Origin of the sequence: Chryseobacterium sp. T20 (assembly GCF_047345655.1) — a bacterium.
Lineage (GTDB): Bacteria > Bacteroidota > Bacteroidia > Flavobacteriales > Weeksellaceae > Chryseobacterium.
Genome location: NZ_JBLFDU010000010.1, coordinates 78,656 through 92,277 on the forward strand (window position 1 = coordinate 78,656; position 13,622 = coordinate 92,277).

The following is a 13,622-nucleotide window of genomic DNA, read 5'->3' on the forward strand; positions in this document are numbered from 1 at the left end:
TTTACAGCAAGTTCCTGTTTAATTCACAATTCCCTATTGCCATTCTCAAATGTCTCACCATGCACTGTATCTCAAGATTTCTGACTTGAAAACATCATCAAATTCTTTTTACTCTTGTGAAATAACATGTTAAATATCAACTCCAGAAGCCTTGAAATGACTACATTAGCAAAGAATTAAAATGTGCTGAGATTTCTATGAAAAATATGTTCTGTGTATTGCTTCTTTCAATGGTACAGCCAGTACTGGCACAAACCAAATTAGAAAAAGCAATTACCAATCTTGAGGATAATTACGAGCAGGAAAAAGTATATGTACTTACCGACAAATCGCAATATGCAGCTGGTGATAAAATCTGGTTCAAAAGTTTTGTATTTGACGGATATAACCGCTCTGCATTATCCACTACTCTTTTTGTTGAGCTGTACAATTCTGATAAGAAATTAATAGACTGGAAAACGGTACTCCTCACCAATGGGGAAGGCAGCGGGGATTTTCAACTGAAAGAAGATCTTCCCGAACAGGTTTATTTTGTAAGAGCTTACACCCCTTACATGACCAATTTTAATGAAGACTTCCAAATTGTCAAAACAATTCCGGTTTACAATCCAAACTCTACAGAATCATTGGTGATCGCCAAGAGTTCCGATTGGTCTGCCAAGGTCTTTCCGGAAGGTGGAACTTTCATTAACGGTATGCCTACAAAGTTTGCTGTAAGATTATCTTCCAATTCTTCTCTGCCGGAAAACTGGTCCGGAAAAATAATAGACAGTCAGAATCCCAATACTCCTGTTACTACATTCAAATCTTTTGATAAAAATGTTGCTTCTTTTAAGATAACTCCAGCATCCGGAAAGAAATATCAGGCTATTATTCAGGACAATACAGGAAAAAGCCACACAATAGATTTACCACAAGTTGCAGACAGCGGACTGAATATGGAAGTTTCAAGCTCTAAAGAAGGAATAAAATACAATTTAAAAGGTGTAAATCTAAAACAACAGCTTCAGGGTTATAAAATTATTGGACTCATCAATAACCATCTTGCTTATAGAGCCAACATCAACCACCTGACCAATGAAGCATCAAGTCTTATTCCTACAAAAATCAGCAACGGCGCAAATGGTATCTTGCAATTGGTTATTCTTGATGAACAGGACAATGTGGTGGTACAAAGGCTTTGCTTTATAAAACCTGGTAATTTAAAGGTTGAGAAAGCAGAAATAGTAGGTCAGAGCTTAAAACCAACCCCAAGAGCTTTCAATAGTATCGATCTTTCTCCGGAATCTTATTTCAAAAATTATACAGTTGTGGTAAGTGAAGATAATGGTAGCCCAATTCCTGAAGAAGACAATATTCTGAGCAGTCTTTGGCTAACGGGAGATTTTACCACAAGAATAGACAGCCCGGCACAATACTTCTCTAAGAATGCCAACACTGAGGCTTTGGACGCTCTTCTTATTTCAGAAAACTGGAAAAGATTCGACTGGAATGCTGTACTCAGCGGAGCTACACCCACCATTAAAACTCAGTCTCAGCAGTATCTTTCTTATAAGGTAAAACCTATTAAAAATAACACCCTGCTGATTAACACAAATGTCAATTTAATCTTGAGATTAGGTAAAAATACACCTACCTTTAATCAATTCAAAACAGATCAAAGCGGATATATTTATTTAAATAATATTAATAATGATGAACCTCTGGAAATTTCAGCCTTTGTCAATTCAGAAAATAAAGAATCAGGAAATGATGATTTGTTTGTCACCATAGAGCCATTAGTCACTCCCTCTCAATTTAAAGGTAATTTCCCTACGACTCCATATACATTGGTTAAAACTGATAAAAATAAAGCTCTTCCTCCAACTATTTCCAGAGCCATCAATACGCAAAAAAATATAAAAAAGAAAGAGAGTAATGATATCCAAATTCAGGAAGTTGCTTTGGTAGGAAAAAAGAAAGATGCGAAGGCAGATCTTGATAAACAACTTTCCAGCGGAATGTTCAGTGCTGTCAATTCTACTATATTTGACTTTGTAAATGAAGACCAGAATATTTCGGGATCAACCAATATATTAGACTGGCTTCAGGGAAGAGCTGCTGGTCTGACGTTTCAGAGAAACAATTCAGGAGCCAACGTACCTTATATCCGCGGCCAGCAGGCTAAGCTCTTTTTAGATGAAATACCTACTGACCCTAGTATGATTGCCAGCCTTTCCATCAATAATATTGCAATGGTAAAAATCATTAAAGCATCAGGTCTAGTAGGTGATGCTGTCGCTATCTACACAATGAGGGGCAACATGAAATCTAAAAGCAACGAAAAAGAAGTTAAAAAGAACAATTCATCCATCATCAAGGGATATGATAAACCTTCAGAATTCCCTATTGAAATGATAGATAATGATGCTCCGGAAAAAATTGAAAATGATACCCGTGAGACATTATACTGGAATCCTAATTTATTTGACAGTGATTATGTTCCGCCAAGAATTAAATTCTTTAATAACGACAGTGCAAAACAATTTAAGGTGTTGATCATAAGCTTTGATGAAGACGATAATCTTCTTTATGAACAGCAGGTTTTAAAATAATCATATGGGACAAGTTGTATTTAGCTTGTCCCTTTTTTATGAGTATGCTTTTAAAAATTTCTTTTTGCATTATAATAGATAGATAACAAGAGCTTCCAATTCACTTATTGTTCCAGTTGATGAACAAGATTTTTTATTTCGGATGGAGCTAGCTCTGTTTTTGTTCCAGTTTTTAAAATGTCTTTTAAAATTTTACGATGAGCTGCTTTTAAAGCATCTTTAGCCTCTACTTTCAGATCAGGATTCAACCCGATATGCTCCCAGTTTTTACCATCCAGCGAAGAACTTACTTTGCCTGTAGGAATAAGTAGTAAATATTGATTTTGAATAACAAAAGGATCTACCGGATTGGCCGCTCCCGGAGTTTTCTCCCCTATTATTTCGGCCAGATGATGCTCCCTCAAAAAGTAGGCAAGTCCTTCTGCTGCAGAAAAAGTATTTTTACTGGTCAGGATATAGATTTTCTTATGAAGATATTTCGTTCCTGAAACCTCTGCCTGCGTGCTGTTGGTTACGATTTTATCTTCGTGTCTGAAATAAGTGGTATAAAGATCTGTTTTCTTATCAAAAAAATAGCTACAGAATAGCAGAAGCATATCATTATCTCCCCCTTGATTTTCTCTAAGATCAATAATCAAAGCGTTCGTATTGGCAACAAAATTCATGGCAGCAGCTAGTGTATTGGCACTGGATTTTGGGGAAGCAAATCCTTTAAAATTGATATACCCTATATTTCCTTCCAACCGTCGGACACTTTCAAAACCAAAATTCTCAAGACTGTTGTGAAAATCGTGCAGTTTTTCTTTTTCTTTCTCATCCACTACCTTTTCGGGGCTATAATTTTCCAGATATCTGAAAGAAAAATGATAGTCCTTTATATCCGATCTCAGTTTCTGGCCAATAAACGCTGCAAAATCATTTTTATTCAATGTATTAAACGTTCCTTTTTTAAGATCACTTTGAAATGAAGATTCTACTTTTTTGTAAGCTTCTTTATCTACATAATAGCGCTTCACTTTTTCGGTAATTTCAGAAAGAACCATTGTTTTACTATCCTTCTGTGCATAAGCCAGCAGAGAATGAAAGAGAACAATTCCGGTCACTAATTTTTTCATGGGAAATGGGTATTTATTTATTTTCGCGGGTAATATCAATCTTTGTCTCCAGAGCATCTCGTGTTAAGATGACAGCACTTGGCTTTCCATTACTGAAATCGAATTTTAATAGATTCGGATAATCTACAATGGCAAAACGTCCGTTTTTCAGATATACCAATTCATTATCATTAGTTCCTTTAAAATATTCTAAAAACTGATTTTCAACATAGAGACGATTGTTTCTTTCTACAATTTTTGTATCCGCTCCTTGCCCATAAAGAAAGTCGTTGTAAGTACCAATGAGTTGCTTTTTTAAACTTAATGGTATTTCCTGAGTGTCTTTACCAGACAATTTATTGTTCCAATCCATTAATTTCAGAATATTGATTCGGGTTTGATTGATCACCGGGATACGGTTAGGTTTTTCACCATTCGCAAGAACTACAAAACCATTTCCCTCTTTCATACTGGCAAAAATACTTCCTCCAACTCCGGTATTGGAACCACTGCACATCAACCAATCATAGTTGTTATACGCTACAGATCTCTGCCATCCATTGCCCCATCCGCCAACAGCATTTTTCAAAGCCGTAACTTCTGCTACTTTTTTGGCGACCTGATGAGAAATTACTTTGTTATTTTTATTGCGCAAAGCATTTTGTATCTCAATAGAAAGCTTAGCCAGATCTGTAGGGGTAGACCACATTCCTGATGCTCCCACTTGTGGGGTAATGGGCAATCCCTTTTTAATAACTTTTGCCTCTTTATCGTGAACAGAAGCTACATTCGTTGGAAACCCTTTTTCATTAGGTTGTATCATAGTAGTATTTTTCATACCAAGGGGTGAAAAGATATATTCCTGTGCCAATTCTGCAATAGATTTATTTAAAGTATCTTCTAATGCCATTTGAACAATCACATATCCGCCTCCGCTATAGGCAAAATCAGTTCCTGGTGTGAACAGAAATTCAATTTCCTTGCTGTATCCCGGGATCTGCCCTAAAAGACTTTCTTTGATCGTGGGAATTTTATCTCCTTCATAATAATCTGAAAATCCCCCCTGGCTTGTCCCCGAAGTATGGTTAAAAAACTGTTTCCAGGTTGGGCTGTTATTTTCAGTAAACTTACTTTTTGGCAGATGCCAGCGTTTTAAATATTTATCTATCGGATCATTCAAATTAATCAACCCTTTCTCTTCAAGGATATGACAAAGAAGTGCCGTTATGGGTTTTGTAATAGAAGCTGAAGAAAAAGCAGTATTTACATCCAGTTTTTCTTTAGAATTCATGGATTTCACCCCTACTTGATTTGAGTAGACAATCTCATAATTTTCAAAAACAACAAGACTAAATCCCGGAAGTTTATACTTCTCCAATTGTTTTTCAACATGTAAACTATCTGTAAGAAAGCTATAGTCTTTTTTTTGAGACAGTGTTGTATGCCCTGCCTTGCAACCCGTCATTATGATAGCAAGAACCAGTAAGTATATAAAAGTTTTCATGGTATTACTTTATGTATTAAAACTGCATTATTTAACGATACTTATTGCAGGACCGTATCATAAATCTTATTCAGAAGATCCTGTCTCATCTTTGAGTTTCTCTGATCAAGAAGGATAATAATTCCCCACTTTTTAGCCCTGTTATAACATAGAATGGAAGACTGCCCCATAGAATCTCCGGATTTTATATACAGTGTATTCTGATCATCTGTTGAGATATTTAAGCCTAATCCCATTTCTCTTTTTTCATCCTTGTAAAAGATCTTCTCCCCTATTATGGAAGCCTGTCCTACTTTGGTTTTATCATTTAATACAGCCTTCAAAAACCTGATCATATCGGCAGAATTAGATTTCACTAATCCGGCAGGAGCAGTTACATTCCAATTGAAAAATTCCTGAGTTCCTCCATCCTGATTGTGACCTGTTGTTCTGTTTTTTACATTAAAATCTTTCGTTAATGTAGTAGTCATTTTCAGGGGATTCGTTAATTTTTCTCTAACAATAACATCATAGCTCTTCCCATATGCCTTTTCCAGAATCTGTCCCAATAAAGTATAACCCATGGTAGAATACCTGTATTTTCCATAATCTTTCAACTCAGTGCAGGTATTGATTAAAGTGGTCAAGGTATTTTGGGTCACACTGCTTATAGGCTGCTGAGGATTCAGTTCTATTAATTTTGGAAAGTCGATATCAGGCAATCCGGATTGGTGAGAGGCAAGATCTGAAATTCTGATTTTGTTTTTAAGATTTTGATGCAAAACATATTCTTTGGGAAGGAAGCCATCTATATAATCATCCAGTTTTATTTTGCGGTCTATCACTGCCTGAGCAATTAAATTGGTAGTTAAGATTTTGGTGATAGAGGCAATTTCGAACAGAGAGTTTTTGTCAATCTTATTTTTATTTTCAGCATTCAGATTACCATAAGAAGTAAAATGTTCTTCGTTATTATTGATAAAACCAACGCTGATTCCTACCGATGGATTTTTCTTATAACTATCCTGAATAATAGAATCAATCTTTGTAGAAAATTTTTGCCCGAAAGTAAAGCTGCTTAAAAATAAAAGACCTGCTAAGAATGGTAATGAAGTTTTCATTGTATCGTTTTTTAATGTTAAATATTAATTTCGATACAAAGATGTGGAAGCTCCTCAAAGCTGGCGACCGAATAAAAGTAATCGTTCACATTTACCAGAAAAAATACGTACGAATCATTCCCAAAAAGCGTACGAGTAATTACAAAATACTGTATTACAGGTTTTTACGATACAATGTAGGCGTAGTTCCTGTGTGTTTTTTGAAGGCAGTATTAAATGAAGATTTTGAATTAAAACCCACTTCATATAGAATTTCAAGGACTGTTACCTTACTTTTAGTTTCATCTTTTAGGATGTCCATTGCATTTTCTATGCGATAAGTATTTACAAAATCATAGAAATGCTGTCCTAATTGGTGGTTGATCAAAAGAGACAATTCACGGACCGGAATTTCAATTTCACCGGACACCTCCTGAATGGTGAGAGAAGAATTAAGAAAAGGTTTTTTCTCAACCATATAGTTTTTTAATCTCAAAAGTTCTTCATTATATTCACTGTCACTTGTCACAGGTCCTTCACTCTTTTTCTCTTCCGAAACCATTTCTGATACCAGTTTCAATTTTGAATCCACATTTCTGAAAAGTTCAGGATGATTGAGAGCTTTGAAAAGATACCAGCATATAATGAAAAGGGATAATAATAAAAGTCCGGCTTTTATCCCTTCTGAAATGTAAACATAATCCGAAAATTTAAGGATATTCTTTAAAAGAGCGATGCCATATACAATGCACAATACCACCGTAAACTGAAACAGCCAGTTGTAGGAGTTTATATTTTTTCCTGCATAATTTTCAAGATAAAGCGTTTTCGACTTTCTTAATACCCTGAAAACCGCAACGAAGTAGATAACCATCTGAACATGGAGTAGAATATGATTAAACTTCAGTTCCATCATGTTCTGACGGTTTTCAATAAAGAAAATTTTGGAGGCAGTATCTACACCATAGAAACGGGGCACTAAAGCAAGATTAGTAATAATAAACGGAATCGCATGCAGCAAATGCTGAGGTTTCAGTTTGAAATCCGAATAACAAACGGATAACACATAGAGATAAAAAACCGGAATCTGCAGAAAGACAAACATGTTTTTGAACATTCCGAGGTTAGACGGTCCATCCACCACCATATAAAACAAAGGATCACAAATATCGATAGCGTTAAGGATCAGAAAAACAGCAAATAAAACATTACTTACTTTATGTTTCGTCTTTACGGTAACGAGGAAAATAGCAAGAAGTATGGAAATGAATATAGAAACCGAAGCTATAATAATTAATAAATTACTCTTATCCATTCCTTATTTTTCTTTGTTTTGGGTTATTATATTTTTAAGTTTTCATAGGTAGTCCGGCCGTCTTTTGAGAGTCCTGTCCAACCCATGCAAATATAAAAATTTGATTGATACTGGCTGGATTTTTTATTTGTTGGATGTGAGAGGTGGGAAGATGGGAGCTGGAAGAAAGAAGTTATATTCTCAATCAATCATATAAACAAGTCAAATAATTGTGTCTTTGTCATTCTGACGAAGGAAGAATCTCCCCCCGCTACCGCACGAGTCCTTTCGTGTGGTTCTTAGCATTATAAATCAAACATTCTAAAGACAACAATATGATCTAAAAGTCCTTTTTCATCAGCATAATCAATGGTATTGCTATATCCTTGACAAGGATATTAACTGAAATCCCTTTGTATAAAACTTACACAATAAAAACAACACTTTGCCTTTTACTTTATCCCAACGAATGTCAGGAAACTTTTTGCATGAAAAGCAGTAGGAATTTTCAAAAAAAACATCATCTTTCAAAACAAACTCCCAAATATTCCGTTTAATTCTTAAATTTGGCTTATGCGAAAGAATCTTTATTTCATCCTTATATTATCTACGCTTACCAGCTGCTATACCTATCAGGTAAAAAAGCCAGTGGATCCGGCTGTCAACAATAATCAGGGCCCTAAAAAGAATACCGATATAGCGAATAATACTTCTTCTCAAATGATGGGGACAACCGCTGCTGCAGCTCCAAGCCTGGGTGCAAAACCAGCTCCTACACCGATCAATGTTCAGGAGAAATTGGCTGCGGGTAAAAATGTCAGAATTGAAGTAGACAACAAGAGTTATAAAGTCATTGTTGACCGTTGGGAAGGAGATAGTCTGGTGGCACATCCCGTTCGTAATGCTAAGAAAAGTCTGAAATTCCACAAGAACCAGATCAATAGCGAGAGAATTGCAGAAAAACGATTTTCGCAGCCTATTGCTGATATTCTTACCGTTACGGCTTATGCAGCTATTGGTGTAGGAATCTATCTCCTGGTCAAATAGTTTTTTAAACTGTCAATTTTCAGAATAAGAAGATCTTGAAATAAAATCTAACAAAATAGACTGCCTTGTTCAGACAGTCTATTTTTTATTACTTATTTTTTATTAGTTTATGGCCAGATTACCCCGGATTGTTTTGGGCTTGTCCATGGTTTTCCAGCAGGGCTTGTTCCCGGATGGGCGGCAAGACATTCACTTACCCATGTAGCACCCACGGCATGAGATTTTACTTTTTTTACAGAACAATAAGTAGTTCCGAAGTTATCTTTATACAGTTGGTAGTTGGGATATGCTCCTTTAGCTACTAATTCTTCATCACTAAAAAGTTCAACATCATCACTCACTTCTGCCGGATAATCCACAACCGCACCCAGAACCCATGCTATGGAATCTCTGTTGTTCCCAGCCACCAGGCTTGGCGGAGGACTGAGTGTAATCTTGATGGAAGATTTAGAATGATCGACAGAGTAGGAAGAAGAATACGTAGATTCTTTAACGCTTGCCAACGGAATTCCTAAGAAAGAAAGCGTGGCAGAAGTAGACTGTTCAAAGGTTTTCTGAATACTTTTATAATCTTCACCTGTTACCGTGATTTCTACAGTAGGATAATTGGAAATTGCCACTCCATTCAGTAACCCGAAAGGCCCTTCAGGTCCGAATTTCATCCCTGGATCCGGAGAAAACTTATATCCTGAGATATGTTTTTCTTCCTCTTTATCTCTGCTGTTGATCTGTGCTTTACGGATCGGATCAAACCAAGCCCAGTACATATTGCTGGCAATATTAAAGTCTTTGGGTCCAAAGTTCACAAGCGTAACCCCTGTAAACATCATCGAGATCTGGATGGAGTTTTTGCTGATTGCAATATCTTCACTGAAATAATTGGCATTCCCCCCAATTCCTAAGGTAAAGAAATCAAAGATAGGAATAGAAAAACCAGTCTTCCCTTCTACGGAAACACTGAAACGGCTTTCAGATTCACGGGTAACTTCCATATCAATCTGAGCGGTCTGAGCTGTATTTTTAAGCCCGTTTAAAATTTCGTTAAGCGGAGTGGTCACCTCAAAAGCTGGTAAAATACTGTCGTCATTCAGCAGCAGTCCGCCATTTTCTTTTTTAGGATTCTGTACATTCTTCAATGCTTTGGAAAGGTAACCGTTGTTCATCGTTACATTGTTCTGTAAAGATATCGTAGCGCCCAGTGCATCCAGATAATTGGCTAAGACAGGGAGAATAGGTTTACCGCTTGCCGGGGTCTTATTCAGTAACGCATCAAGGTTATCACTCTTCTGAATCTGGTACAAAGTAGTGGAAGGATTCGCCCATTCAGTAGCTATTTTATCCATAATGATATCAATAGGCTGCATGGTATCGGTAGCTGGAGGAAGCGTATTATAAGCCGCTACCCAGGCATTGAGTAAAGCCATTTGTTGATCTGTAGCTCTTGTATGGGCATCATTCAGTACAGCAGTATCTTGTACAGATAAAGAATAGTTGACTTTTGAGAAAGCATCAATAAAATAATTGGTAAACACTTGATCCAGCTGTACCGGCTCAGTATTGGCTCTAAGATTGGAAGAGATCCAATCGTAAGTTTTCTTATTAAACTTCAGATTAGAAGGGTCCTGCCAGTAATAAGGAAAATTTCCTTTTCCGTTAATGGTGATCGCAGACAGTTCTGTACTTAAAACACTTGAAAGAATATCATTAGCTCTGTCTTTCAGTTCTGTAATAATTTGTGATGCTTCTACAAAGGGAGCAACATTTTCTGGATTTTTCATGATAATAATAATATTGGATATGGTTCCTACTCTTTTCTTGGCTTTTCGGATGCTGCCGTTGTTCAGGGTTTTGAAGCTTCTTTTGAACATACCAAAGTAACGACGAAAAAAGAGCGAATTTTAAGGTATAAGTTTCCGATTTTAAAGCCAAGTATTTGTACTGTAGACGATAGGCATTTGTACGTATAAAAAACAACGCATCATTTTAACCATAAGCCTCTGTGAAAATCTGTGTCATCTGTGGGAAAATATAAACCACAAAAGCCACAAAAGTTTTTAAACAATCTAATAAGATGAAGAGCATGTCATCACACTGAAGAAGTACACATAAATTTTTAAAATGCTTGAGAATAAACAATACATTATTTTAAACATAAACATCTGTGAAAATCTGTGTCATCTGTGGAAAAATATAAACCACAAAAGTCACAAAAGTTTTAAACAATTTAGTAAGATGAAGAGCATATTCTCACGCTGAAAAAGTACACCTAAGTTTTTAAAAATCTTTGATTTTTTCTCTTAAATTTCTAAAATACTTAAAAATAAAAAGCACACTACTTTAACCATAAACATCTGTGAAAATCTGTGCCATCTGTGGTAAAAGTAAATTTTTTATAATTTAATTTTTAAAGATCAAACCATTAAGTAAATAGCGCAAATAAATTCTATATTTGAAAACCAACCAACACCTATCTCACACCATGAAAGATATTCAATATGACATCAAACTTAGGCCGACTGTAGTGGACGATTTAGAAACTCTTTTTCAGTTTCAGCTTGATGATGAAGCGAATCATCTGGCAGCATTTACATCAAAAGATTCTACGAATAAAGAAGCTTATATCGCTAAATTCACCAAATTACTGGCTGACCCTACAGTCAACAACCAAACGATTATTGTAGATACAGTGACCGTTGGAAGTATTGCCAAGTTTATCATGGAAGGCGATGCAGAAATTACCTATTGGATTGATAAAAATTTCTGGGGAAAAGGGATTGCCACAAACGCTTTGAAAGGTTTTCTCGCAATTGAAACCGCAAGACCCATTTTTGGACGGGTTGCCTTTGATAATCTGGGGTCACAAAAGGTTCTGGAAAAATGTGGTTTTGTAAAAATCGGTACCGATAAAGGGTTTGCCAATGCCAGACAAACGGAGATTGAGGAGTTTATTTACAGACTTGATGATTAAGAGAAAACGATATTTGTCTGCATAGGCTATGAATGAATTATTTGTATATTCGAGAAAACTAAAATCTATTAGCATGAATTACAAAGTACTCTCCAATTTTATTTTAGAAAATTTAGAACAGGAAGTTAACGATTACATCCTCCGTGGCTGGAAACCTCAAGGCGGAATATTCGTTAATGCCTCAGGATTCTACCAGGCAATATCTAAAGTATAGTACACCTTTATCATCTTGCTGCTGAGGATTAACTGTCCTTGACTGTAATTAAAAATCAAACTCCAGGCTTCTCTTTTCGGGGAGTTGGAGGGAATCGACCCCTCTTCTGAACTTTCCTGGAAGAAGGGACTCGAACCCTCGGCAGATCATCAGATCTCCCTCACAAAATATTTCCATTTCTCAGAGTACCTGACTCATAATCAGGTAGCCATAAACTATTCTCTCTAAGGAAGTAATATAAAAAACATCCATTTTTAACAGGCCATTATCCATTCAACTTTGCAACAGCAAAAATGATAGATGCCACTTAAAAATTTACACTACAATAATTGCGAATGCATATTAACCAAAAAAACGCTCATTCATCTCATTAATTACCGTTTCTATACCTTCTTTTCTCAGCCATTCATATTCAGAAGTTGCCAGTTCGCCAGCAATATAATGAAGCTGCTCTCTATTGTCTGTGGCGGCTTCATACACAATATCAGCAATGGTTTCAGGAGTATCGCGTTTTGCAGATGAATCCGCTCTCATGGCTGTTATATATTGATTGAAAATATGCTGATAATCGGGATGGGAAACCATTTGTGCATTGCTTCCGAAATTGGTCTGCATATAAGCAGGAACTACTGTTTTAATCTTAATCTCCCACTCTTTCAGTTCGTAGCTCATTCCTTCTGTCCATTTCTCCAGTGTAGATTTTGTGGCAGCATACACGGAAACAAACGGGTAAGGAATATTAGCTGTAGATGAGGTTACCGTAATAATTGTTCCATTTTTTCTGGCTCTTAAATAAGGAAGAAATGATTTTGTCACCAGTAGTGTTCCTAAGAAATTGGTATTAATCTGTTGAGCTAATTCTTCATCCGCAATTCCTTCAAAAGGTCCCATAAGTCCGTAGGCTGCATTATTCAATACTACATCCACCGGGCTTATTTTTTCTGCTTCTGAAGCAATTCCGGAAATCTGTTGTGGATCGCTGATATCTAATTTCAGGAGATGGATGTTGGAGAATTCTGTAAGTTCAGTTTCTTTTTCAGGATATCGCATTGCTGCAATTACCGTCCAGCCTTTTGATGCAAACAGTTTGGCGGTAGATTTTCCTAATCCTGATGAAGCGCCTGTAATGAAAATTGTTGGGTTCATTTTTTATTATTTTAGATTGATATTGCAACGATAAAAAAAGAACCCGTTTACCATTTGGTAAAAAGCATCTTATCGGATATTTTTCCTGATTCGGCTTAATGACTGCTGAGTAATTCCCAGATAAGAAGCGATATAAGACAAAGGAATACGATTGACCAACGTGGGATATTTTTCCATAAATTCCAGATAGCGGGTGGTAGCATCCTGAGAGACTAACGGACTTACTCTTTCCAGCTTTTGGGCAAGGGCTTTATTCGTCACTTTTTGAATAATATTTTCCCAGTCGATAATGGTATCTGAAATTTCTTTCCAATCCTGATTAGAAAATACCAGCAATATACAGTCCGTTGCGGCCTGAATATATTCTGTGGAAGGCACATTTTTCAGATTGAAGAGCAAATGTTTTTCTTCAATAAAGATCTTGGTAATTTCTTCCCCTTTGTTGTTATAATAGCAGATACGAATGATCCCGTCAAGAATAAAACCTACCTGCCTGAGGACTTTTCCTGCTTCTGCAAAATACTCATCTTTGCTCAGCTCAATCTCTTTTCCTTTGCTTGTGATGAGGTCTATCTGCTGCTGGTTCAAATGACCAAACTGCAGGATATATTCTATAAACTCTTTCATGATAACAAAGTTAGCCATTATCATCTGGGCCTATTTACCATTTGGTAAAAAATAA

11 protein-coding genes are annotated in these 13,622 nt (G+C 36.2%); 4 read left to right on the top strand and 7 right to left on the bottom strand.

Annotated elements, in window-relative coordinates:
* Positions 1 to 197: 197 nt before the first annotated feature.
* Complete coding sequence (locus tag ACMA47_RS19505) at positions 198 to 2,594, top strand: hypothetical protein (RefSeq protein WP_413931115.1); 2,397 nt, start codon at positions 198 to 200, stop codon at positions 2,592 to 2,594.
* 104 nt (positions 2,595 to 2,698) lie between these two features.
* On the opposite strand, the gene ACMA47_RS19510 is transcribed toward ACMA47_RS19505, so the two are convergent.
* From ACMA47_RS19510 to ACMA47_RS19525, 4 genes are all read right to left on the bottom strand, one after another.
* Positions 2,699 to 3,709, bottom strand: a complete 1,011-nt coding sequence (locus ACMA47_RS19510) for a S41 family peptidase (protein WP_413931116.1) — start codon at positions 3,707 to 3,709, stop codon at positions 2,699 to 2,701.
* 13 nt (positions 3,710 to 3,722) lie between these two features.
* Entirely contained in the window at positions 3,723 to 5,192 is a 1,470-nt protein-coding gene (locus ACMA47_RS19515; RefSeq protein WP_413931117.1) for a serine hydrolase domain-containing protein, read from the bottom strand.
* Between the two features lie 41 nt (positions 5,193 to 5,233).
* Positions 5,234 to 6,292, bottom strand: a complete 1,059-nt coding sequence (locus tag ACMA47_RS19520) for a serine hydrolase domain-containing protein (RefSeq protein ID WP_413931118.1) — start codon at positions 6,290 to 6,292, stop codon at positions 5,234 to 5,236.
* Positions 6,293 to 6,446: 154 nt separating this feature from the next.
* The gene (locus ACMA47_RS19525; RefSeq protein WP_413931119.1) at positions 6,447 to 7,586 is read right to left on the bottom strand and encodes a helix-turn-helix domain-containing protein; all 1,140 of its coding nucleotides are present in this window, start codon (positions 7,584 to 7,586) and stop codon (positions 6,447 to 6,449) included.
* A 552-nt stretch (positions 7,587 to 8,138) separates the two neighbouring features.
* On the opposite strand from ACMA47_RS19525, the gene ACMA47_RS19530 reads away from it, so the two are divergent.
* Complete coding sequence (locus tag ACMA47_RS19530; RefSeq protein ID WP_413931120.1) at positions 8,139 to 8,612, top strand: hypothetical protein; 474 nt, start codon at positions 8,139 to 8,141, stop codon at positions 8,610 to 8,612.
* 107 nt (positions 8,613 to 8,719) lie between these two features.
* Here the strand turns inward: ACMA47_RS19530 and ACMA47_RS19535 are convergent, their stop codons facing one another.
* A complete protein-coding gene (locus tag ACMA47_RS19535; protein WP_413931121.1) occupies positions 8,720 to 10,480 on the bottom strand; it encodes a lamin tail domain-containing protein in 1,761 nt (586 codons plus the stop codon).
* A gap of 581 nt (positions 10,481 to 11,061) precedes the next feature.
* Between ACMA47_RS19535 and ACMA47_RS19540 the strand changes: the two genes are divergently transcribed.
* On the top strand, positions 11,062 to 11,580 hold the full coding sequence (locus tag ACMA47_RS19540; RefSeq protein ID WP_413931122.1) for a GNAT family N-acetyltransferase: 519 nt from the start codon (positions 11,062 to 11,064) through the stop codon (positions 11,578 to 11,580).
* Between the two features lie 73 nt (positions 11,581 to 11,653).
* Positions 11,654 to 11,794: a hypothetical protein gene (locus ACMA47_RS19545; protein ID WP_158521371.1), complete on the top strand. Its 141-nt coding sequence runs from the start codon at positions 11,654 to 11,656 to the stop codon at positions 11,792 to 11,794.
* 342 nt (positions 11,795 to 12,136) lie between these two features.
* On the opposite strand, the gene ACMA47_RS19550 is transcribed toward ACMA47_RS19545, so the two are convergent.
* Together ACMA47_RS19550 and ACMA47_RS19555 are read right to left on the bottom strand one after the other, a co-directional pair.
* The gene (locus ACMA47_RS19550; RefSeq protein ID WP_413931123.1) at positions 12,137 to 12,940 is read right to left on the bottom strand and encodes an SDR family oxidoreductase; all 804 of its coding nucleotides are present in this window, start codon (positions 12,938 to 12,940) and stop codon (positions 12,137 to 12,139) included.
* 69 nt (positions 12,941 to 13,009) lie between these two features.
* Positions 13,010 to 13,567: a Crp/Fnr family transcriptional regulator gene (locus ACMA47_RS19555; RefSeq protein WP_413931124.1), complete on the bottom strand. Its 558-nt coding sequence runs from the start codon at positions 13,565 to 13,567 to the stop codon at positions 13,010 to 13,012.
* Positions 13,568 to 13,622 lie beyond the last annotated feature (55 nt).